The sequence below is a fragment of the Amylibacter sp. SFDW26 genome (genome assembly GCF_009184395.1).
In the GTDB taxonomy this organism is placed as follows: domain Bacteria; phylum Pseudomonadota; class Alphaproteobacteria; order Rhodobacterales; family Rhodobacteraceae; genus Amylibacter.
Genome location: NZ_WEIC01000002.1, coordinates 70306 through 91384, shown reverse-complemented (window position 1 = coordinate 91384; position 21079 = coordinate 70306). Strand labels below are relative to the sequence as shown.

Annotated in this window: 23 protein-coding genes; 8 read left to right on the top strand and 15 right to left on the bottom strand. The window is 47.0% G+C overall.

Features of this window, described 5'->3' with window-relative positions; all coding sequences use genetic code 11:
* Positions 1-52: 52 nt before the first annotated feature.
* Positions 53-706: a peroxiredoxin gene (locus tag F9L33_RS06700; RefSeq protein ID WP_152142000.1), complete on the top strand. Its 654-nt coding sequence runs from the start codon at positions 53-55 to the stop codon at positions 704-706.
* A gap of 158 nt (positions 707-864) precedes the next feature.
* Here the strand turns inward: F9L33_RS06700 and F9L33_RS06695 are convergent, their stop codons facing one another.
* From F9L33_RS06695 to F9L33_RS06680, 4 genes are all read right to left on the bottom strand, one after another.
* Entirely contained in the window at positions 865-1539 is a 675-nt protein-coding gene (locus F9L33_RS06695; RefSeq protein ID WP_152141999.1) for an outer membrane protein, read from the bottom strand.
* A gap of 195 nt (positions 1540-1734) precedes the next feature.
* Positions 1735-2091 (bottom strand): RidA family protein, encoded by a 357-nt coding sequence (locus F9L33_RS06690; RefSeq protein ID WP_152141998.1) that lies wholly within the window; start codon positions 2089-2091, stop codon positions 1735-1737.
* A 286-nt stretch (positions 2092-2377) separates the two neighbouring features.
* The gene (locus tag F9L33_RS06685) at positions 2378-2884 is read right to left on the bottom strand and encodes a LuxR C-terminal-related transcriptional regulator (protein WP_226804010.1); all 507 of its coding nucleotides are present in this window, start codon (positions 2882-2884) and stop codon (positions 2378-2380) included.
* A 103-nt stretch (positions 2885-2987) separates the two neighbouring features.
* Entirely contained in the window at positions 2988-3251 is a 264-nt protein-coding gene (locus F9L33_RS06680) for a hypothetical protein (protein WP_152141997.1), read from the bottom strand.
* Between the two features lie 347 nt (positions 3252-3598).
* Here F9L33_RS06680 and bla point away from each other — a divergent pair, with 347 nt between their 5' ends.
* Positions 3599-4486 (top strand): class A beta-lactamase, encoded by an 888-nt coding sequence (gene bla, locus F9L33_RS06675; protein ID WP_152141996.1) that lies wholly within the window; start codon positions 3599-3601, stop codon positions 4484-4486.
* Between the two features lie 81 nt (positions 4487-4567).
* On the opposite strand, the gene pnp is transcribed toward bla, so the two are convergent.
* The 4 genes from pnp to F9L33_RS06655 all read right to left on the bottom strand — a co-directional run bounded on the left by pnp (position 4568) and on the right by F9L33_RS06655 (position 9685).
* Positions 4568-6697 carry a polyribonucleotide nucleotidyltransferase gene (gene pnp / locus F9L33_RS06670; protein ID WP_152141995.1) on the bottom strand — a complete coding sequence of 710 codons (2130 nt, stop codon included), beginning with the start codon at positions 6695-6697 and terminating at the stop codon, positions 4568-4570.
* 184 nt (positions 6698-6881) lie between these two features.
* Positions 6882-7151, bottom strand: coding sequence for a 30S ribosomal protein S15 (gene rpsO, locus F9L33_RS06665; RefSeq protein WP_152141994.1), 270 nt, complete (start codon positions 7149-7151; stop codon positions 6882-6884).
* 168 nt (positions 7152-7319) lie between these two features.
* A complete protein-coding gene (locus F9L33_RS06660) occupies positions 7320-8606 on the bottom strand; it encodes a DUF3179 domain-containing (seleno)protein (RefSeq protein ID WP_226804008.1) in 1287 nt (428 codons plus the stop codon).
* 224 nt (positions 8607-8830) lie between these two features.
* Complete coding sequence (locus tag F9L33_RS06655) at positions 8831-9685, bottom strand: LysR family transcriptional regulator (protein WP_152141992.1); 855 nt, start codon at positions 9683-9685, stop codon at positions 8831-8833.
* Positions 9686-9786: 101 nt separating this feature from the next.
* On the opposite strand from F9L33_RS06655, the gene F9L33_RS06650 reads away from it, so the two are divergent.
* Positions 9787-10311: an NADPH-dependent FMN reductase gene (locus F9L33_RS06650; RefSeq protein ID WP_152141991.1), complete on the top strand. Its 525-nt coding sequence runs from the start codon at positions 9787-9789 to the stop codon at positions 10309-10311.
* A gap of 24 nt (positions 10312-10335) precedes the next feature.
* Here F9L33_RS06650 and F9L33_RS06645 read toward each other — a convergent pair whose 3' ends face one another.
* Genes F9L33_RS06645 through rbfA form a run of 5 tightly spaced genes read right to left on the bottom strand, consistent with a single transcriptional unit; the run spans position 10336 to position 13813 of the window.
* Positions 10336-11199: a DMT family transporter gene (locus F9L33_RS06645; RefSeq protein WP_152141990.1), complete on the bottom strand. Its 864-nt coding sequence runs from the start codon at positions 11197-11199 to the stop codon at positions 10336-10338.
* Positions 11192-11701, bottom strand: a complete 510-nt coding sequence (locus F9L33_RS06640) for a DUF1643 domain-containing protein (protein ID WP_152141989.1) — start codon at positions 11699-11701, stop codon at positions 11192-11194. Before F9L33_RS06640 ends, F9L33_RS06645 begins: the two co-directional genes overlap by 8 nt.
* On the bottom strand, positions 11698-12612 hold the full coding sequence (gene truB / locus F9L33_RS06635) for a tRNA pseudouridine(55) synthase TruB (RefSeq protein WP_152141988.1): 915 nt from the start codon (positions 12610-12612) through the stop codon (positions 11698-11700). Before truB ends, F9L33_RS06640 begins: the two co-directional genes overlap by 4 nt.
* 9 nt (positions 12613-12621) lie before the next feature.
* A complete protein-coding gene (locus F9L33_RS06630; RefSeq protein WP_152141987.1) occupies positions 12622-13398 on the bottom strand; it encodes a sulfotransferase family 2 domain-containing protein in 777 nt (258 codons plus the stop codon).
* 22 nt (positions 13399-13420) lie between these two features.
* Entirely contained in the window at positions 13421-13813 is a 393-nt protein-coding gene (rbfA, locus tag F9L33_RS06625) for a 30S ribosome-binding factor RbfA (RefSeq protein ID WP_152141986.1), read from the bottom strand.
* A 123-nt stretch (positions 13814-13936) separates the two neighbouring features.
* Between rbfA and dapB the strand changes: the two genes are divergently transcribed.
* Positions 13937-14746, top strand: coding sequence for a 4-hydroxy-tetrahydrodipicolinate reductase (dapB, locus tag F9L33_RS06620; RefSeq protein ID WP_152141985.1), 810 nt, complete (start codon positions 13937-13939; stop codon positions 14744-14746).
* Here the strand turns inward: dapB and F9L33_RS06615 are convergent.
* Both F9L33_RS06615 and F9L33_RS06610 read right to left on the bottom strand, forming a co-directional pair.
* On the bottom strand, positions 14743-15510 hold the full coding sequence (locus F9L33_RS06615; protein WP_152141984.1) for a hypothetical protein: 768 nt from the start codon (positions 15508-15510) through the stop codon (positions 14743-14745). The genes dapB and F9L33_RS06615 overlap by 4 nt on opposite strands.
* Positions 15511-15592: 82 nt before the next feature.
* Positions 15593-15781: a DUF1674 domain-containing protein gene (locus F9L33_RS06610; RefSeq protein WP_152141983.1), complete on the bottom strand. Its 189-nt coding sequence runs from the start codon at positions 15779-15781 to the stop codon at positions 15593-15595.
* Between the two features lie 133 nt (positions 15782-15914).
* Between F9L33_RS06610 and F9L33_RS06605 the strand changes: the two genes are divergently transcribed.
* From F9L33_RS06605 to lspA, 4 genes are all read left to right on the top strand, one after another.
* A complete protein-coding gene (locus F9L33_RS06605) occupies positions 15915-17210 on the top strand; it encodes an RsmB/NOP family class I SAM-dependent RNA methyltransferase (RefSeq protein ID WP_152141982.1) in 1296 nt (431 codons plus the stop codon).
* Between the two features lie 12 nt (positions 17211-17222).
* Positions 17223-18902, top strand: a complete 1680-nt coding sequence (locus F9L33_RS06600; RefSeq protein ID WP_152141981.1) for a heparinase II/III family protein — start codon at positions 17223-17225, stop codon at positions 18900-18902.
* A 64-nt stretch (positions 18903-18966) separates the two neighbouring features.
* Positions 18967-20556: a bifunctional phosphoribosylaminoimidazolecarboxamide formyltransferase/IMP cyclohydrolase gene (purH, locus tag F9L33_RS06595; protein WP_152141980.1), complete on the top strand. Its 1590-nt coding sequence runs from the start codon at positions 18967-18969 to the stop codon at positions 20554-20556.
* Positions 20557-20567: 11 nt separating this feature from the next.
* Positions 20568-21038, top strand: a complete 471-nt coding sequence (lspA, locus tag F9L33_RS06590; RefSeq protein WP_152141979.1) for a signal peptidase II — start codon at positions 20568-20570, stop codon at positions 21036-21038.
* Positions 21039-21079 lie beyond the last annotated feature (41 nt).

Below are 21079 nucleotides of genomic sequence, written 5' to 3'. Positions count from 1 at the left end.
TGAGGCCAAGCATAGCTTGTGGGTAAATTGCGATTTTAGATAGGAGAATATTATGTCTTTACGTATCAATGACGTTGTCCCGAACTTCACTGCTGAAACAGATCAAGGAACGTATCAGTTCCACGATTGGATCGGTGATAGCTGGGCGATTTTGTTCAGCCATCCAAAGGATTTCACACCTGTTTGCACGACAGAGTTTGGCGCTGTGGCACAGCTTGCTGACGAATGGGAAAAACGTGGCACGAAAGTGATGGGTGTTTCCGTGGACGGTGTTGCCGATCATAAGAAATGGAAAGTGGACATTGAAAAAGTATCTGGTGCTGCGGCGGGTTTTCCAATCATTGCGGATGAAGGTTTAGAGGTTTCTAAAGCTTTTGATATGTTACCAGCAGAGGCGTATTTGCCTGATGGCCGCACACCTGCGGACAGTGCAACAGTGCGTTCTGTGTTCATCATTGGACCAGATAAACAGTTGAAACTGTCGATGACGTATCCAATGACAGTTGGGCGTAATTTCTCTGAAATCCTACGGGCTTTGGATGCGTTGCAAACAACTGCGAAACACGGTGTTGCGACGCCTGCAAACTGGGAATTAAGCCAAGATGTGATTATTCCACCAACAGTTAGCAATGAAGATGCAACTGCGAAGTTTGGTGAATTTGAAACGGTCCTTCCGTATCTACGCAAGACATCGTTACCAAGCTAAATATATTAACTGCGGGGCCAGCAAGACGACCCCGCAGTCGATGTGGATTTATTTTTTACCGCCGGCAAACTGTTGGATACTCATTACACATATTACGCTACTTCAGTTTGCATTAATGACCACATCATCCCAGGGCAGCTCTGGGGGTTCGTATGTTCTTAGAATGCGAAACGCAGACCAAGGTTTACACTTAGGTTGTCGAAATCATCTTCTACAGTCGCTGTGCCACCTGGGCTGACGCGGCTGAATTCTACGCCAAATGCACGGCTATAACGGGCATCCAATGTTAGATCTAAGTTGTCAGAGATTTTATAAGCTGCACCAGCAATCAATTGTGCTGAAAGCACTGTGTCATCATCATCGATACGTACTGGTGCGCCGCCGTATGCTATGCTTGAATCGATGAAAGACACACCAACACCTGCACCTACATATGGTGTGATTTTACCAGCTGTTTTGAAATCATAAAGCAAGTTTGCACGGATCGATGTTGAGTTGATGTCGCCCGCAACATTTGCCTCGTTACCTGCACCGTTGCCAGAGAAGTCAATCGTATCAGCATCGTTTTCGCTGTATGAAAGTTCTAGCTCTGCACGTGTGCCGCCCCATGCTGGGATTTTCTTACCAACCGCAACGCTGATATTGTAACCACCGTCGTAATCTGATGCGACTGTGCCTGGGGCACCTGATTGGTCTGTATCTTGCAATTGGTTAAAGCCAAGTGACCCTTGGATGTAATATCCATGACCGCCAGCGTGACCATCAGCAAAGGCTGCTGTTGTGGATAGTGCGGATGCTGCTGCGATGGCAGCAATTGATTTCGTAAATTTCATTTCTATTTCCTAAGTGTGTAATTCAAAACCAGCTATTCTGTGAGCTGGATATTGAGAAAACACGGCGGAACTTTGTTTTATTCCATCACACATTTTCACAGGAGTGTTAAGAATTGTGACTTAATATATATTGTTTAAAAACAGTGTGTTAAAGGAAGCGCAGGCAATGAGTAAATCTACGCTTCATATACAAGTCTAGTCTTTGACAGCTGCGACTATACATATCTCAATCAAGATTGCCTCGCGTGCCATATGTGCTTGGACACAAGCGCGTGCTGGTTTTTCGCCGCCTGCAACCCAAGCATTCCAAATCTCGTTCATTGGGGCAAAGTCACGGTCGATATCGCGCAGGAATATTGTGGCAGATAGGATGTGATCTTTGTCTGATCCCGCTTCGACCAAACGTCCCTCGACCTTATCCAAACAATCCTGTGTCTGTTCTTGGATGTCTTTGGTGACATCATTTGGAACCTGACCTGACAGATAAACCGTGCTGTTGTGAATGACGATTTGGGTGGCGCGTTCAGATGAATGCATACGGGTAATGGACATGGGGTATCTCCTGAGATTTGAGTATGTGTCTTAGCTACCCAAGCGGTGATCCCATGTCCAGAAAACAGTATGGCGAACTTTGTGTTAACCCATACGAAAACACATCAAAACAGGATGTATGATCGACGTGCACAGAACGTGCACAGCACGTATGACAGTTTGCCATACGCGAAAGGTTAATTGATGGCGGCGATGATACAGATTTCTACAAGGATTGCATCTGTTGCCATGCGTGCTTCATAGCTGCGCGTGATGGTCATATCTGTGATCTTTATATGAATTTATCTTAGGTCACAGGTGTATTTTTTTCTTGCCCATGATCAACCATGTCTTCGACGAAAGAGACCAAAAGCTGGGTGCGCCCGCCCATACCAGCCTTTTTATAAACAGCGGCACTTTGGGCTTTGATCGTACCTTCGCTTTTGCCACGAAACTCTGCAATCTCTGATGTAGTGAAGCCTTTGATGATCAGATGCGCCACGTCTTTTTCGGCTTTGGTCAAAGACCATTTTTTGAATTTCAACTTTAATAATTCTTCGAACTCACCAGAGGCCAGCAACAGTTGATCTTCGATTTTGCGGTTGCGCTGTAATGTGGCGCGTAGGGTATATATGGTAACGCCCATGCCGATCAGCAAACCTGCGACGGCGGATATTTCGATGTATTCGTGCCATTGCCATGGCAGGTCTAATGCTTTGATGCCGAACACTTGCCCGATGAATTCAGAGATGAACACCAACGCGCAGATGATTTGGATGATCAGGATAAATCGTATGACAGATGGTAACATCATAAACCTTCAAAAAGTTGCGCCACCTTTTTGGCAAAGGTGGCGCGAAAAGGAAAGGGATACTATAGCCGCGAGACGGGAATCTATGCAGCCTTATTACTGACCACTAGTCGTCGTCACTTTCCAATTCAACTTCGTCCCGTAGGATTTCACCTGATTTATTAAGAACCACTTCACGTTCTTCACCGTCTTTTTCGCCTTCGATTTCTGTGCGACCCAGAAGCGAAGTTTCTACAGTGATGTTTGTGTAGCCTTGCTCTTTCATTTGCGCGACGATTTGATCCGTCACCTCTGGGGCGCTGGCAGCTAGAGCTGGTGTTAGGGCAGCTGCGATTGCTAGGGCGCTTAGGGCTGTTGTTGTTTTTCTCATGTGTGTAACTCCGAATATGCTGAACACGGGATTGCGTTCGATGAGTTCGAGATAGCAATTGATTTCGGGCCGCGATATTCGCCGATGGGTTAAATTGGGGGATTTAGATCGAAGGGTTATGTTTGCTGTGCTGTCTTAATATCGCCGCGCTTTATCGATTTAATGCGCAAAATTTTGCCTAACCTTCAACGCTATTTTTAAATGCGTCTTTTATTATTTGAAAAATTAAGAGTTGGTGATCTAAGTGCAATTTTGAAGGAACATTTATGATGCATCGATGCTATTGCATATTTGTTTCAAGAGATAAATTTACACAGGTATTAAAGCAAAGAAATTGGAGAGTAGTCATGGTAGGATTATCGAAGAGAATTTTGTATCATTTCATAATAATCGCAGGGATTAGTACATCTGTTGCTGGAGCTGGTTTTGCCCAAGGAGTGCAGAAAACCGTTAGCAATTGGGAAGCAAAACTGGGGGCACGTATTGGTGTTTTGTTAAGGGATGTTTCCTCTGATTGGGAAATCGCAATGCGTGCAGATGAACGCTTCCCAATGTCCAGTACGTTCAAGGCTCTTCTTTGCGGTGCGGTCCTTGCACGTGTTGATGCAGAACAAGAGGATATTTCCAGACTTGTGAACTTTCAAGAAGATGATCTGGTGTCTTATTCGCCAGTAACTGAAGAACATGTTCAGGTTGGGATGAGTGTGGGAAGTTTATGTGAAGCAACAATAACGATCAGCGATAATACTGCAGCTAATTTGCTTTTGGAAACGATGGGCGGTCCTAAAGGATTAACAGATTTTTTACGCAAGATTGGTGATGCCACTACTCGCCTTGACCGATGGGAAACTGAATTGAATGAAGGAACACCAGGTGATTTGCGTGATACAACAACGCCACGCGCTATTTTAAGCACTCTTGAAACACTTCTTTTGGGTGACGTGTTAAAACCTGCCTCTGCAAAACAGCTGGCACAATGGATGATTGATGATCAGGTTGCTGATGCATTGATCAGAGCGCATTTGCCAGATGGTTGGGTTATTGGAGATAAAACGGGTGCTGGCGGCTTTGGTTCGCGTAGTATTATTGCCTTCTTACAGGTTCCTGATGGCGGGCAATATCTTGCAGCAATTTATCTGACTGAAAATGACGCAGACTTTCAGCTTCGAAATAAAATTGTCTCTGATATTGGTCGTGCGCTGATATTGGAAATTCAGACGCGTGAGCCAAGGTAAGCTCTATATCTAGTTTATTATAGCACATAAAAAAGGCCCCGCGAATGCGAGGCCTTTCTTAATTCTGACTGAGTTAAAAGATTAGTCTTTTTTCTCAGCGGCGATTTCTTCGCCAGTGTCTTGATCAACCACTTTCATAGACAAGCGAACTTTGCCGCGGTCATCGAAGCCCATCAATTTCACTTTTACGTCTTGGCCTTCTTTAACCAAATCGTTCGGGTGATTTACGCGCTCGTTCGCCATTTGGGATACGTGCACAAGTCCGTCGCGTTTGCCAAAGAAGTTTACGAATGCGCCGAAGTCCATGACTTTTACAACTTTACCAGTGTAGATTGTGCCTACTTCTGGTTCTGCTGCGATGTCCATGATCATCTTGCGGGCTGTTTCAATCTGTTCGCCATTCGAAGATGCGATTTTGATTACGCCGTCGTCGTTGATGTCGATTTTCGCACCAGATGTTTCCACGATTTCACGGATCACTTTACCACCAGAACCGATCACTTCGCGGATTTTTTCTGGGTTGATGTTGATCGTTTCAATACGTGGAGCGTGTTCAGAGAAAGAACCAGCTTCTGTCAAAGCGTTTGCCATTTCATTCAGGATATGGATACGGCCGTCTTTGGCTTGTGCCATAGCTTTTTCCATAATCTCTGTTGTGATGCCTGTCACTTTGATGTCCATTTGCAGTGATGTGATACCGTTTTCAGTACCTGCCACTTTAAAGTCCATGTCGCCCAAGTGATCTTCATCACCTAGGATGTCAGTAAGCACAGCATATTCACCGCTGTCTTGTAAGATCAGACCCATAGCCACACCAGCAACTGGTGCTTTTAGTGGAACGCCTGCGTCCATCATAGACAAAGAACCACCACAAACGGATGCCATTGAAGACGAGCCGTTTGATTCAGTGATTTCTGAAACAACGCGCACTGTGTATGGGAAGTCAGTTGCTGCTGGCAGAACTGCCTGCAACGCGCGCCATGCCAATTTACCGTGACCGATTTCACGACGGCCTGGGCCCATCATACGACCACATTCACCAACAGAGTATGGAGGGAAGTTGTAGTGTAGTAAGAAGTTCGAACGGTATGTGCCGTTCAATGCGTCGATCATTTGCTCGTCATCGCCAGTGCCCAATGTTGTGACAACAAGGCCCTGTGTTTCGCCACGTGTGAACAACGCAGAACCGTGTGTACGTGGTAGGATACCTGTTTCAGATACAATTGGGCGTACTGTAGATAGGTCACGACCATCAATACGCTTGCCTGTTTTCACGATGTCGCCACGAACAACTTCGGACTCTAGTTTTTTCAAACATGTGCCCAAGTTTGTGTCTGCGGCTTGATCTTCTGATAGGCCTTCAACAATCGCTTCACGTGCTGCTGAAACAGCGGCTGTGCGTTCTTGTTTGTCTGTGTTGCCGTAAGCAGCGCGCATACCTTTTTCGCCAGCTTTTTTAACAGCTGTATAAAGATCGCTGTAATCTGCTGGTTGGTAATCGAAAGGCTCGTTTGCTGCGTCTTCTGCCATGTCGATGATCATGTCGATCACTGGCTGAATTTGCTCGTGTGCAAAGTTGATCGCACCCAGCATTTCTTCCTCAGTCAACTCGTATGCTTCTGATTCAACCATCATCACAGCGTCTTTGGTGCCTGCAACAACAAGATCCAGACGTTGATCTGGGTTGTTTTTCAGATCGTGCATATCGTCCACTGTTGGGTTCAGAACGTATTGACCTTCTTCAAAACCAACACGACAGTTGCCGATTGGGCCCATGAATGGTGCGCCTGATAGTGTAAGCGCAGCAGATGCTGCGATCATCGCAACCATATCTGGGTCGTTTGTCAGATCATGTGATAGAACTGTCAAAGTGACTTGAACTTCGTGTTTGAAACCGTCCACGAAAAGCGGGCGGATTGGACGGTCGATTAGACGTGCTGTCAGTGTTTCTTTTTCTGTTGGGCGTGCTTCACGCTTAAAGAAACCACCCGGGATTTTACCCGCAGCGTAGTATTTTTCTTGGTAATTCACTGTCAGAGGGAAAAAGCCTTGGCCCTCTTTTTCTGATTTTGCAAAACAAACGGCAGCTAGAACAGAAGTTTCGCCGTATGTAGCGATCACTGTGCTGTCAGCCTGACGTGCAACTTTGCCTGTTTCAAGTGTAAGGGTTTCTTCACCCCATTTTATGGATTTTTTTACTTCGTTAAACATAACGTTTCTTCTTTCATAACGGTGCCACCCGTTGGTATGCGACCGTGCCCTTGTTTCATATCATCCGATCGGTGGGGCGGGCAGGCCTGCCGATCAACGGACATTTGTGATTTTGCACCATTGCAGGGGATCACGGCCCCTTAGTCAAAATGCAAACGCACCCCCGAAGGAGTGCGTTTGAGTATTAGCGGCGGATGCCTAGGCGTTTGATAAGGTCTTGGTAACGCGCCTCGTCTTTGCCTTTTGTGTAATCTAGCAGCTTACGACGTAGAGCAACCATTTTCAAAAGACCACGACGTGAGTGGTTGTCTTTTTTGTTGGTTTTAAAGTGCTCTGTAAGTGTAGAGATACGTGAAGTAAGAATAGCAACTTGAACTTCTGGGGAACCAGTGTCACCAGGTTTTGTTGCATACTCTTTAATTAGCTCAGCTTTACGCTCTGCAGTGATCGACATCGGGGTCTCCTTGGTTAGAGTTAATGGCGCAAGCCGGGATATCGTCCAGCAGGGCCCATGGAGTCCGTGAATTTGCACGGATTTGGGGCTTTTATGCCCGAATCGTTAGGAATGGAAGCAAAATATGCGTTGGGGTTGATTTGTTGCTTGAGTGCATCAGAAGTTACTTCACCGAGGCCAGAGCGCCGTTTGTGGGTGGAACTGAGACCACGCAAACCAGAATGCCTGATGACTACCAAGATCTGAGCCGTTTGCATCCACCGCTTTTATACCACCAGCATCCAGTTTTAGTTGGATATTTTCAAAAGAGATTTCCTTGCCTTTTTTTAAAGCTACAAATGCTTTGCTTCGTTGAAAGGCCACTGGTTTGCCTGATGCTGTAACGATACCAATGATATCTTCATGGACTGGCAAACGTGGATCAACATCACCAATTGGAAATATTGGGCCATTGGCATCACGTCCATTGCGAAAATCTGGGTCGCGACCAAGTGCGTATCTTTCAAGTAGCACCGTTGTCTCTGGATGTTCTTTCTTCCAAGTTCCCCAATCTGTTGTGATGACCGCCGCTTGTTTAAGTTTGATGTTCTTTTTGGCAAGTGGTCCTGTGACCGCGTGACCTAAGAACGTATCAAAAACAGAATAGGTATTGAGATCGTACATCACTTTGTTGGATCGACTTAGCAATCCAGAGGTGCGCAATATTGGTCGTTTAACGCCTCGTGGCAGTTGGTCGGTAAAATATGCCTGTGCCGCACCACATAGAGTACAGTAAGGAATTCCTAGATCACGCCCCCCCAATGTGTCGTTCACCATTTCGCGAACTTCCATAATTTGACGAGGATAGGCGCGATATTCACCGTTCACTTCAATGCCAAAAACAATGTCGCTGTCTTTGAGCCATGTGGCATCTTTTGCGTTACTTACCTCAGGATTATCAGCCGCAGGAATGCAATTACAGGCTTCATCTGTTGTATCGTATGCGCGGTTGTCGATAAGAACGCCGCCCCATGATACCAATCTCCAATCAATGTCACCTTTTACAAATATTTTGTCCCAGCCAGGAAAAACGCTTGTGAAGATAGCACGTTTAACACGCAGGTAATTTGGGGGTTCTGGAATATCCCAAGCGATGAGGTGATCGGTAACGGTTCCCCAACTATTTCGGTCTGATAAGTTTGTACCAAGTAAATCATTAGCAGCAGTCGTCAGCACTGTGTTTAGCTGTGGACTAGATGCGAAGCGCATCAAATCACTGATAAGCCAAACAATCCGAGGGTCTTTTGATTCAGAAATTTCTGCCAAAGCTAATGTTTGATCTCTTCCCCAAGTTGATTGGGCCATACTATCAATAAATGCTACTTTTACGGCTGACCGCAGTGCCTTTGGCAATGGGCCTTTTGGGACTACTGGGGGCGTTCCATATTGCTCAATCACATAGTTGGGCAATTTCACTGTTTCTTGGGCCCTGAGTGTTTGGGTCCATGATAGAGAAAGCATTGCCAGTGATACAATGAAAAAAATGCGGGATTTAAGGTTAATTGCCAGTACCATAAAGAGCCTTTCATGTGCTTAATTGCACTATGCATAGGCTATAAACTTGCTGTGCTGCCAATCACACTACATCAGTATTCCGTGAACATTAACCGAGGTTTGTATCCACATGGATTGATAAGCTCTTAAATATTGCGCTGTTTTAAGATGTTTAAGAAAGCTTGAACTTTGGCTGTGCGGTGTAAGTCCACATGTGTGACCAACCATGTTTGTCCGCTCCATTCCTCTTTGGGGGCTACGATTTCTACCAAACCGTTTCTTTTGGCTCTGTTGGTCTCCATAAAGCCAACACCTATTCCAGAGAGTACGGCTTTTGTGCCGACGCTTTCGTTTGTGGTGCGTAAAACGATTTGTTCCGATGGGATGTTAGCGAGAAGCCATTTAAAGAATGGCGCGCCAACATTTGTATCATGCGGGCCAATGAAATCGTGGTCGGTTATGTCGATGTTTGTGCCTTTGCGGTCAATATAATCTTTGGATGCATATAACCCCATCTCGGATGTTATGTAGGGTTGAACGACGTTGTCCAATTCCGTTGGTTTTGGGCCTGCGCGAATGGCGATATGTGCCTCGCCGTATTCCAGTTTTATCACACGGCCGCTGGTGATGTAGCGGATGATGACGTTTGGGTACTCTGTGCGAAACGTATTGATGGCGGGCATCAAGATAGAAGCCATAGATTCCAGTGATGTGATGACGAGCTCGCCAGATAATTCTGATGCGCTGCCCTTGGTGCGCATGGCAAGTTGGTTGAATTGCTCATCCGTGGTTTTTGCGACACGCAATAAATCTTGGCCTGCCTCTGTTGGAGTGTATCCACGTGCGTGTCGTTGGAACAATTTCGTGCCGAGCTCTGCTTCTAGCAGGTCAATATGTCGAATGACTGTGGCGCGGTGTACGTTTAAAGCGTCAGCGGCTGCACTGACAGTGCCCAAACGGACGACTTCGTATGCGGTTTTAATTTCTGTCCAATGATCCATAGTTTACCTTTGCATAAACGCACATCTGATGTATTTTTAAATATATTGTGTATATTTTTATGACATGCAAGTTTGTTTGAAAATTAATGATGAGGAAAGTCATGAAAATTCTAGCATTTGCTGCAAGCAGCAGCTCAAAATCGATAAACAAACAATTGGTGACATATGCAGCGGGTCTTGTTCCGAATGCAGATGTGGAGGTCATTGATCTGAATGACTTTGAAATGCCTATTTATAGCAGCGATCGTGAAGAGGCTGCTGGTGTTCCTGATTTGGCTCAGGCGTTTAAAGATAAGATTGCCGCGGTTGATGCTGTGATAATTTCATTTGCAGAGCATAATGGCAGCTATTCGGCGGCTTATAAGAACACGTTTGACTGGGCCTCTCGTTTGGAAGGCAAAGTTTACGCAGATAAAGCGATGGTTTTGCTGGCAACATCACCGGGTGCAGGTGGTGCACAATCTGTTTTGGCTGCTGCCGCAGGATCAATGCCGCATTTTGGGGCAGAGGTTAAGGCGACTGTGTCTGTGCCGAGTTTCTATGATGCATTTGATGCAGAGAAAGGTGTTATGAAGGACGCCGCTTTGGATGCAGAGTTAAAAGCTGCTGCTGCAACATTGGCATAGTTCTTAATGGTGGTGTGATTATAATCAGGGTTTCTTGCGCATCAGAACAATTATGTTCGAGATGAATAAAACACTGATGATGATTGCGCCACCTATGAGTGTCCAAACACCAGGGTCTTCACCTATGACGAACCAAACCAGTAGTGGGGCAAGGACGCTTTCAAGAAGGATCAAAAGGGAGACTTCGGCAGAGGTGATATAGCGTGGTCCCAATGTTAAGAAGGCCATGCTGATGGCTGTGAAAACGGCACCGTGAAGGCCGATGATCCACCATTGATGGGCAGGAAAGTCAAAGATATCTGTGAAGGGGATAACGGCGATACCAGAAATAATATAGGCAATGGCGGCCAGTGGAACGAGCGATACAGATTTTGCGCGCCTTGCAGCGGTGAGGGCAATTGCAAAGTTGGCGGCAGCGATTAGCGCAATGATATCACCGAATATATGCGCATTTTCGTTATGACCTGAGCCGCTGGCAATGATCCCAATGCCAATGATTACGAATAGAATCGTCCAGATCATGCGTTGGCTGATGCGTTCACCAAGAGCGAGCCAACTGAAAAATGCTGCGAAGATTGGCATTGATGCCAAAATAAACACTGTGTTGGCGACACTGGTGTTTTGAATGGCCATGACAAAAAGTATGCCTGTGAACCCTACAAAGAACATGTAAAGCCATGCGGGTTTTCCAGCATTAATGGCTTGTTTGAAAGGTGTTAAGCCGCCGATCATCAAATAAGCAATGCACATAACAATGCCAGAAAGGCTGTTGCGCCAAAATGCTATGGTTAATGTATCCGCTTCGATCAAACGGATGAAAAGGCTATCGGGTACGATAAACAGTACGCCGATAATCGTGATTAAAAAGCCTTTGGTTTGATCATTCATCCCACATCATAGGCTGTACTTTGTAGCCAATGTAAAGGGGATGTTTTGGATGACCTGCTTTTGACAACCCTAGGTGTGTGAGGGGTTTGGGTTGGGCGCGTAAGATACGCTCCATTTCTGGGCCGCGTTGCAAGTGTTCACCGTGGGTGCCCCACGCACACACGATGTCATCTGCCCAATCCGATGCTTCGATGATTGCGGCGTCATTTGCTGGGCCTGTTGGATCAGATTGCGCGCGCATGACTTTGGGGTCTGTGGCGCGGTAAGCGAAGATGTTGCAGACGCAAAATGCGCCGTAGCCCAAAGTACGGGCGCGGCGTTCACAGCGTTCGACCGTTGGGTCGTTTTGCACTTCGGTCGCTGTGGATGGGTTCAGCATGACGAATAAAACGCGTTTGCCAGCCTCATCCCATGTGCGGGTCAGGCTGTAGCGGTAGTTTTCGCAATCGGAATAGATGGCAATCGATGGGGCATCATCTTTGATATGTGTTTTTGTGATCATGCGTCACGTTGTAGAATGACGCGTTTCGGTTGGAAAGTCCCATCTGAGACATGACCGATCGCTTGGGCTTTGCCGTTATGACTGACCCAAACGGGTGTTTCTGGGTCATCAGGGGCCTGTGTGACAAGGATGCTTTTGCCGAATTGGATGTCGGTGGCGTCTTGGTCGCTGATGTCGATGCGCATGATGGGCTCTAATGCGGCTTCTGTGGATAGCAGCATGGTTTCGCGTTCTGACATGGTTTCCAAACTCTCCAGATGTGCGATGGTTGTGCATTGGTCGATATCAAAAGGACCAGTGTCCATGCGGCGGAGCCATTTGACGTGGGCAAGACATCCAAGATGTTCGCCAAGATCACGGGCGATTGATCGGACATATCCACCTTTGCCGCAAGTGAGGCTCAGCTCAACCTCGGTCTCAGACAGGCGTTCCACAAACTCTAAGCGTTCGACATACAGTTCACGGCTGGCCAATTCGATATCATCGCCGCGCCGTGCGATTGTATAGGCACGTTCACCGTCGATTTTCACGGCTGAAAATTTAGGCGGCGTTTGTTGGATGTATCCGCAAAAATTCGGTAGGGCTGCGCGAATATCGTCATCGCTTGGACGTAGGGTGGACGTATTAATAACATCACCTTCTGCGTCATCGGTCGATGTTGCAGTGCCTAGTGTAGCAACGAATTTATAGGTTTTGATACCGTCCATAATGTAGGGTATGGTTTTTGTAGCTTCGCCAAAAGCCACGGCAAGTAATCCTGTAGCGTCCGGATCAAGCGTGCCTGCATGACCTGCCTTTTTGGCTTTGAATAACCATTTACACTTATTGACCACGCTTGTGGATGTGATGCCAGCGACTTTGTCTATGATCAGCCACCCGTCTAGATCGCGTTTCTTTGATTTCTGCTGCATATGGCTTCTTTATTGATCGCGCCAATAAGCGGCGACTTCGTTGTATATTTTTGTATCATCTGAATAGGTATCAGTAATGAGTTGTCGTAGGGTGTCATCTAGGATGGCATCTGCGGGTACTGGTTTAGGTGATACGTTCTTTGCCGAGATGGCTTCGATCGCCTCTGCGATATGAGGGATAAGTGGGCTGAGTGTTTTGATCAGCTGATAGTTCAAATCCTCCAACATTAGAACGTTGAAGTTTAATGAGTATACTTGCTTTAGCCGCATTGTTTGTGGGCGCCAGTGGAAGTTTTTCTTTTGGTCTGTTTGACCAGCTAGATTTTTGTTGATCCACTTGATTGAATTAATGCAATTCTCCCGATGCTTATCCACATCTTGGCCGGCATTCGGGTCAACCAGCCCGTTTTCGATAAAATACTTCCCGATACGGTTTGGTTTGCCGCGCTGAGTTGGTGATAATAGTTTGTCGTAATATAATGACATGAACCGTTTTATGGGGTTTCGGATCACTATAAAGCTGTAGGGGCTGTTTCTGATTTGAGTGTTCGTCACATATTCAGCCTTGGGAACCAAGTCTTCGTTTTTGTGAATAGCGTTTGGGTCTTGTTGTTGTTGACCCGTATGCAGGTAATAGATCAGATTGATTACTGTTGTGCAGCCACATTTGGTGATCATGCGGTAATACAATGGATATTCATCCGTTGTCATAAGGCTGATGCCATATCGCCTGTCGAGTGTAGGCTTTGAAATGGCGCGAAGCGCTGCGATATCTGTTGAGATCATATTGTATCAACCTTTGGCATGCTTAATCGTCTGAGGAGTTATCCTCTAAATCACGTGTAACACTGTCTTGGTTCAGCAATCTACGGGTTTCGTCCATTTGGTCGAATGTTGTGTCCAATGCGAACTTAATATTTGGAGAGTATTTAAGGCTGATATCCTTGTTTAAGTAGCGGCGCACCTCGCTTGCAGAACGATTTAAGGCTTTGACGATGACATCAGAGTTTTGACCGCCCAAAGGGTACACAAAGACGGTTGCATTACGCAGATCGGATGATGTGCGGACTTCGCCCACTGTGATCGACGTATGTGCCAAATCCGGATCGTATAATTCGCCACGTGCTAAAATTTCGGATATGGAACGGCGCAGCATTTCGCCGACACGAAGCTGTCTTTGGGATGGTTCTGCACTGGCCATAAGAGATTCTACCTATCTATAAGTGATGCTTCATTTAAGAGAGTTGGCGCGTGTGTGCAAGCTAGCCTTTGCCTTTGGTGAATATGCGGGGTAAAGGAAGGGCAATAATTATGGAGTTCTGTTATGTCTGATGTGACACAAATTGCTATCGTTGGTGCCTCTGGTCGTATGGGTCAGATGTTGATTAAGGCTGTGAACGAAAGCGATAAGGCTGCTTTGTGCGGTGTAACAGAGCGTACTGGCCACGATTGGGTTGGTCAGGATCTGGGCGTTGCTATGGGCGGTGCGGCCTCTGGCGTGATGGTGTCTGATGATCCGTTAGAAGTGTTTGCAAAAGCGCAGGCGATTATTGATTTTACGTCGCCAGATGCAACTGTGGCACATGCGGAATTGGCGGCACAGGCGCGCGCGGTGCATGTGATTGGGACAACTGGTTTTGATGATACGCATTTGGCAAAGCTGAATGCAGCGGCGCGTCATTGTGCAATTGTGCGTGCTGGCAACATGAGCTTGGGTGTGAACCTGTTGACGCAATTGACTAAGAAAGTTGCCGAGGCGTTGGATGCAGACTTTGATATTGAGATCATCGAAGGGCATCATAAGCATAAAGTGGATGCGCCATCTGGCACCGCTTTGATGTTGGGTGAAGCGGCCGCAGAAGGACGTGGTGTTGACTTGAAAGAAGTATCCGATCGTGGGCGTGATGGCATTACTGGCGCGCGTAAACGTGGTGACATTGGTTTTCATGCTATCCGTGGCGGTGATGTTGTGGGCGAACATGATGTAATTTTTGCCGCAGATGGTGAGCGTATTGTTTTGCGTCACTTGGCAACGGATCGTCAGATATTTGCACGTGGTGCTTTAAAGGCTGCTTTATGGGGGCAAGGTAAAGCACCAGGTGAATATGACATGATGGATGTGCTGGGTCTTTAATTTCGCAAGGTGTTTGCCCGCTTGTAATCCTCTAAGAACCTATCAACGACACGCATAACGGCGTCATATTCGGTGCCGTTTGGGTGGTCTTTAGATGGGCCGCCAGAAAACCCCCATGTGCCGACTTTCAGCTTGGTGGTGTGGTTACGTGTCAGCAGCATGGTTTGTGTGAGGCTTGCAAATACGCTGTATGTACATCCCGTTTTGGGATTGGTGTTTGAGAAGTAGATGTTCAGATGGGGTTTGCCCGCAGTTTGTTCCATCTGATCTTCGGATAGAACAGGCAGGCCTGCATTTTTGAAGCGTGCTTCCATGTTTTTTTGAAGGTCTAGACCAAATTGACCTTTATATGATTTGGGGCCTTTCATGGTTTGGACGGAAAAATAGACGCCACCCAAATCTTTGAGTGCTGCAAGCTTATCGGACATATCCCAAAGCTCTGGATCGAAACCTAGAATTTTACCAGCCTCGGTATGACGGCACATTCGTGGTGCTTCTGGATGTTCGACAGGTTGCCCGCGGAGTTTTGCCAATTGTGCTATTGCGCCTAACATCTCACGGGCTTTTTGTTCGGTTGGTTGCTCAATAAGACGTGTGATGTATTTGCGCTGCGGGTCGCAGAGGTTTTTATCCCTACAAAGTATTGGATCTACTTTGCGCTGCTCCCACACCATCCATGTAAAGTTTTCGGATTGCGCTTGTGCAGACACAGGCGAAAATACGATCCACCATGTGCTGATTGCTAAAAAGATAAACGGTTTCATAATCGGTCCCTTGTTTGGGACGATTAGAGCGGATGGGTTCTGTGATTAGATTAATAGATTAGGGAATTATCACGCGAATTTTCTAAAAATCCGATGTAATACCTTTTTTCTCCCAATCGCCAAAACGCGTTGGTTCTGGACCATTACGACCGCCAAGCTCAGTCTGTAGATTCGGGCCTTGATTCTCTGCCTTGCGTTTTTGCGCTTCTTCAAGTGCACGCTTTGCGGCGTCTTCGATACGTTTTGTTTTATCTGTTGGTGTAGCGGTCATGGGATAGCCTATCGTTTGTGATGCTTATTTAACGCAAGTTTGGGGGAAGGGCAATTTTATGGACTGGTTGTGCGGCAATCTTTCAGGCATAAGCCTTTTGATACTGAATTTCTTGCTCGTAAGGCTCTTTTGAATGGCAAAAGCTGGTTTGTCCGCCCGTATGGCGGCTATGGATATGTTGAATGGTGTTTTGGTGGAAAAACGCCCCCTATCTGAAATGACGGATGGGGCCAGTGATATTATGAAGAAACTATCGGGGTCTGAACGGGCACGTGCACAGAGCTTGGTTTTGAGCACGCTTAAACATCTTGAACCGCTGGATATGTTGATCGACTTTTACCTAAAGAAAGAACCGCCTGTGCATGGGCGCCATATTCTGCGTCTTTGTGCGACAGAGCTTTTGGTGGATGGGATCAGCCCACATGCAGCGATTGATAGTGCTGTGAATATGGCAAAGGCTTCGCGACATACTTCGTTTCTGTCTGGTTTGATCAATGCGGTATGCCGCAAGATTAACACTGAAGGGCGCGAGCATTGGGAGGAACATCCGACGCATCAGATGCCTTATTATTTGCGTAAAATGGTAGTGGGTGATCATGGCGAAGTATCTGCGGCGAAGATTGAAGAGGCGCACGTTTGGAATGCGCCATTGGATATTTCATTGAAAGATGCAGGCGACATGCCGCGCTTGTTGGATGAACTGGAAGCGCAGCAGGTTGGTGAGAAGTCACTACGTCTGAAACAGGCAGGACAAGTTTCGCGCTTGTTTGGGTTTGATGAAGGCGCTTGGTGGGTTCAAGATGTGGCTGCCAGTTTGCCAGCCAAAGCTCTGGGGGATGTGTCTGGTAAAACTGTGCTGGATTTATGTGCAGCCCCTGGGGGTAAGACATTGCAGTTTGCAGCCGCTGGTGCGGATGTGACGGCGGCGGATGTTTCAAAATACCGTTTGAACCGTGTGCGTGAGAACTTGGAACGCACTGGGTTGAAGGCCAAGGTTGTGCATGCGGATGTGCTGACATGGAAACCAGGTGTGGAATATGATGCGATCCTGTTGGATGCGCCTTGTTCGGCCACGGGAACAATCCGACGTCATCCAGATTTGCCGCATTTGAAAGATAAGGATGCAGTTAAAAGCTTGGTGGTTTTGCAGCGCGAAATGCTGGATTGCGCATGGCGGTGGTTAAAACCAGGTGGTGTGATGGTCTATAGTACTTGTTCGCTGTTGCGCCCAGAAGGTGAAGATCAAGCGGCGAAGTTCGTGCGTGAAAATGATGACGCTGAAATTGATCCTATACTCTCTGCCGATATGGGTATTCCTGAGCAGTGGTTGAATAAGCATGGGTGCATTCGCACGCTACCGCATTTCATGGCAGAACAGGGTGGCATGGATGGATTTTTTGTTGTGCGGTTGAAGAAGCAAGCTGGGTAATCTGACGTGGTTATGAAGATTTTCGATCTTTTTGAATTTCTGAAATCTGATCATCTGGATCGGAAAACACAGGCCTTGGCCAAAAGCACACGGCGCGGGCGCGCAGCTAAAGCGTTTATCTCACAACCAATGCCGCGCGGTGTTGGATCATCAAGCAAAGGCTTGCAATTGGCAGCTGGGAATTTCCTGATTGATGGCCGTTTGGTGAAAGAGCCCGATGATGTGATCTGGGATGTGGAGAAAGACCACGAAGAATTTCAGATCAAAGCACATGGATTTTTCTGGCTCGATGACTTGGCTGCGAATGGGTCACGTGATTGTTTAGATACGGCAAAGCTGTGGTTCTATGATTGGTTGGGGCGTTTTGGGAATGGTGAAAACCTTGCATGGACGCCAGAAATGGCTGGGGCGCGAATTATTCGAATGGTGAACCATGCTATTGTTTTGTTGAATGGCGCGGATGCTGTGCAATCAAAACAGTATTTTGCCGCTATTTCACATCATGCGCGATTTTTAAAAAAGACATGGAATACAGCACCTGAAGGATTGCCGCGTTTTCAAGCCTTGGTTGGCTATGTCTATAGTGCTTTGGCATTGGAAGAATTCGCAAAGGATTTGAAACCATCGTTGGCGCGGCTGACGAAGGAATGTGAAGCTTATATTGGCGAGGATGGTGATATTCCATCTCGCAATCCAGAAGAACTGTTGGAAATCTTCACATTGTTGGTTTGGGTGGATCAAGGGATCACCACGGCCGATCTGACACCTGATCGCGCTTTATTAACTGCGATCGAGCGCATTGCGCCGCTGATCCGTACATTGCGTATGGGTGACGGTCGTTTAGCTGAGTTTCATGGTGGTGAAGCGTCAGACGCTGAACGGATTGATAATATTCTGCAAGATGGTGGGGTGCGTGGCACATCTGTGCTTGGCGATGTCATGGGCTATTCGCGGATGTCTAGGGTGGCATCAGTATTGGTGGCAGATATGGCACCGCCGCCTGTTGGTGATGCGCGGTACGACTGTGCATTGGCGTTTGAGTTTTCCAGCGGTGAATGTTGTATCTTTAAAAGTACGGGTGCTGGGCGAAATTTAAGTCAGGGGTGGCGCACTGCTGCGAAAACAGCGGCTGCATTTAATGTTGCCTCCATCCAGCCGTTTTCATCAGAAGCATCAATACGGCAGCGTAGGCAAGTTGCACCGATGTTTGATGCTGCGGATGTGAAGTTAATCCGTTCCGAACGTGAGATGGGAAGCGCAGCTTTGTTGTCTGGGCAGCATGTCGGGTATAAGCAAGAATTTGGTTTGACCTATAATCGCAGTTTAGAGATGTCGCCCAATGGGCGTAGCTTGTCTGGAACGGATCGATTGTTCTGTGCTCACAAAAAAGATGAAGCGGTTTTTGATGCTGCGATATTACATCAAGTCACAAAGACTATTCCATTTATATCGCGGTTCCGTATAGCTGCAGATGTGGATGTAGAATTGGATTTGGGCGGAACAGCGGTATCATTGAAACTGCCAAATGAGGAAGTTTGGATATTCAAAGCCTCTGGTGGGAAAATATCACTGGAAGGCAGTGCATATTTCTCAGCTGATCGTTTGAAACCACGCGCGACAAAACAAATCGTGGTAACTTCTTTCGCAGTTAACTATGAAGGCGCCGTAAGTTGGGTTGTGACTCGTTTATAGTGTGCACCCAAGATAGCTATTTAGGGTCGCCTTTGGGGGGCGGCCAATACAAAGGACCGATCTTATGAACAGCCCAGTTTCCATTCGCCGCGCATTGCTTTCTGTATCTGATAAAACGGGGCTGATCGATTTGGCCAGCTCTTTAAACGAGGCTGGGGTTGAGTTGTTGTCTACTGGTGGTACGGCGAAAGCCATTCGCGATGCGGGTTTGCCAGTGAAAGATGTATCGGACATCACGAATTTTCCTGAGATGATGGATGGCCGTGTGAAAACGTTGCACCCAATGGTGCATGGCGGCCTATTGGCGCTGCGTGACAACGATGATCACTTGGCAGCTATGGATGAACACGACATTGGCGCGATCGATTTGTTGGTTGTGAATTTATACCCGTTTGAAGCAACTGTTGCTGCTGGCGGTGCCTATGACGATTGTATCGAGAACATTGATATTGGCGGTCCTGCAATGATCCGCGCCGCTGCAAAAAACCACGGTTTTGTTGTGACTGTTGTGGATGTTGAAGATTACGATGCATTGTTAGAAGAAATGACCGTGACTGGTGGTGGTACAAGCCTTGAGTTCCGTCAAAAGATGGCGCAAACGGCGTATGCGCGCACAGGTGCCTATGATGCTGCAGTATCCACTTGGATGGCGGGTGCTATTGGATCAACTGCACCACGTCGCAAAGCGATTGCAGGAACACATGCGCAAACATTGCGTTATGGCGAGAACCCACATCAAACAGCAAGTTTTTACCGCGATGGCAGTACACGTGAAGGTGTATCCACGGCTGTTCAGTTACAAGGCAAGGAACTGTCTTACAACAACATTAATGACACGGATGCCGCGTTTGAATTGGTGGCAGAGTTTGATCCAGCAGAAGGCCCAGCCTGTGCGATCATCAAACATGCGAACCCTTGTGGTGTGGCACGTGGTGCAACATTGGCGGATGCGTATCAATCTGCGTTTGATTGTGATCGCACATCCGCATTTGGCGGTATCATTGCGTTGAACCAAACTTTGGATGCAGCAACGGCAGAACAAATTGTAGAGATTTTCACAGAAGTTGTGATTGCACCAAGCATCAGTGATGAAGCGAAAGCGATTTTTGCAGCTAAGAAAAACCTGCGTTTGTTGGAAACAGGTGGTTTGCCTGATATTCGCACGGCTGCGCAGGTTTGGAAGCAAGTTTCTGGTGGGTATTTGATCCAAGACCGCGACAATGGCTTTATCGGATTGGACGATCTGAAAGTTGTCACGAAACGTGCGCCATCTGAGGATGAGTTGCGCGATATGTTATTTGCATGGAAAGTGGCAAAACACGTGAAATCAAATGCGATTGTTTATGTAAAAGACCAAGCGACTGTAGGTGTTGGTGCAGGGCAAATGAGCCGTGTAGACAGCACACGTATTGCTGCACGTAAATCTATTGATATGGCAGAGGCTATGGGCTTGTTTGAGCCATTGACCAAAGGCTCTGTTGTGGCATCTGATGCGTTCTTCCCATTCTCTGACGGTTTGCTAACTGCTGCAGAAGCGGGTGCAACGGCTGTTATTCAACCAGGTGGCTCTATGCGTGACGAAGAAGTGATCAAAGCAGCGGATGAGGCTGGCTTGGCTATGGTTTACACAGGCATGCGCCACTTTAGACACTAAGGACTATCGTTATGAGTAAAACAGCACTTATCGCAGTTGTAACGTTTCTGATTGATCAGTTTACGAAGTGGTACGTGGTGTTTTATCTGCGTTTGGTTGATGGCCGTGAAATTGATGTGATCCCACCTTTGCTGAATTTCCGCATGGGTTGGAATGATGGCATCAATTTCGGTCTGTTTGGAAATGATTCCGAAATTATGCGCTGGGGGTTGATTACCCTAGCTGTGGCTATCTCTGTTGGTGTTTTATGGTATTCGCGTCAATTTACGGGGTGGTTTGCAGCTATTCTTTTTGGCTGCGTGATCGGTGGAGCGCTTGGAAATGCGCTTGATCGTGTCATTCACGGGGCTGTTGCCGACTTTTTGAACATGTCGTGTTGTGGCTGGCAAAACCCTTCTGTGTTTAACGTTGCAGATATATTTGTCTTTGCGGGTGCCTTTGGTTTCATATTCTTTTCCGAAAAGCTGCCAAAGAAGGCGTGACGCGGGTATAATTCTAGGTTAAACAGCATGAAAAGAGTTTC

Bases quoted from the DNA above. Each gene is read 5' to 3' on its own strand.
- F9L33_RS06700 (WP_152142000.1), top strand. From the start codon at position 53: ATGTCTTTACGTATCAATGACGTTGTCCCGAACTTCACTGCTGAAACA.
- F9L33_RS06695 (WP_152141999.1), bottom strand. From the start codon at position 1,539: ATGAAATTTACGAAATCAATTGCTGCCATCGCAGCAGCATCCGCACTA.
- F9L33_RS06690 (WP_152141998.1), bottom strand. From the start codon at position 2,091: ATGTCCATTACCCGTATGCATTCATCTGAACGCGCCACCCAAATCGTC.
- F9L33_RS06685 (WP_226804010.1), bottom strand. From the start codon at position 2,884: ATGATGTTACCATCTGTCATACGATTTATCCTGATCATCCAAATCATC.
- F9L33_RS06680 (WP_152141997.1), bottom strand. From the start codon at position 3,251: ATGAGAAAAACAACAACAGCCCTAAGCGCCCTAGCAATCGCAGCTGCC.
- bla (WP_152141996.1), top strand. From the start codon at position 3,599: ATGGTAGGATTATCGAAGAGAATTTTGTATCATTTCATAATAATCGCA.
- pnp (WP_152141995.1), bottom strand. From the start codon at position 6,697: ATGTTTAACGAAGTAAAAAAATCCATAAAATGGGGTGAAGAAACCCTT.
- rpsO (WP_152141994.1), bottom strand. From the start codon at position 7,151: ATGTCGATCACTGCAGAGCGTAAAGCTGAGCTAATTAAAGAGTATGCA.
- F9L33_RS06655 (WP_152141992.1), bottom strand. From the start codon at position 9,685: ATGGATCATTGGACAGAAATTAAAACCGCATACGAAGTCGTCCGTTTG.
- F9L33_RS06650 (WP_152141991.1), top strand. From the start codon at position 9,787: ATGAAAATTCTAGCATTTGCTGCAAGCAGCAGCTCAAAATCGATAAAC.
- F9L33_RS06645 (WP_152141990.1), bottom strand. From the start codon at position 11,199: ATGAATGATCAAACCAAAGGCTTTTTAATCACGATTATCGGCGTACTG.
- F9L33_RS06640 (WP_152141989.1), bottom strand. From the start codon at position 11,701: ATGATCACAAAAACACATATCAAAGATGATGCCCCATCGATTGCCATC.
- truB (WP_152141988.1), bottom strand. From the start codon at position 12,612: ATGCAGCAGAAATCAAAGAAACGCGATCTAGACGGGTGGCTGATCATA.
- F9L33_RS06630 (WP_152141987.1), bottom strand. From the start codon at position 13,398: ATGATCTCAACAGATATCGCAGCGCTTCGCGCCATTTCAAAGCCTACA.
- rbfA (WP_152141986.1), bottom strand. From the start codon at position 13,813: ATGGCCAGTGCAGAACCATCCCAAAGACAGCTTCGTGTCGGCGAAATG.
- dapB (WP_152141985.1), top strand. From the start codon at position 13,937: ATGTCTGATGTGACACAAATTGCTATCGTTGGTGCCTCTGGTCGTATG.
- F9L33_RS06615 (WP_152141984.1), bottom strand. From the start codon at position 15,510: ATGAAACCGTTTATCTTTTTAGCAATCAGCACATGGTGGATCGTATTT.
- F9L33_RS06610 (WP_152141983.1), bottom strand. From the start codon at position 15,781: ATGACCGCTACACCAACAGATAAAACAAAACGTATCGAAGACGCCGCA.
- F9L33_RS06605 (WP_152141982.1), top strand. From the start codon at position 15,915: ATGGCAAAAGCTGGTTTGTCCGCCCGTATGGCGGCTATGGATATGTTG.
- F9L33_RS06600 (WP_152141981.1), top strand. From the start codon at position 17,223: ATGAAGATTTTCGATCTTTTTGAATTTCTGAAATCTGATCATCTGGAT.
- purH (WP_152141980.1), top strand. From the start codon at position 18,967: ATGAACAGCCCAGTTTCCATTCGCCGCGCATTGCTTTCTGTATCTGAT.
- lspA (WP_152141979.1), top strand. From the start codon at position 20,568: ATGAGTAAAACAGCACTTATCGCAGTTGTAACGTTTCTGATTGATCAG.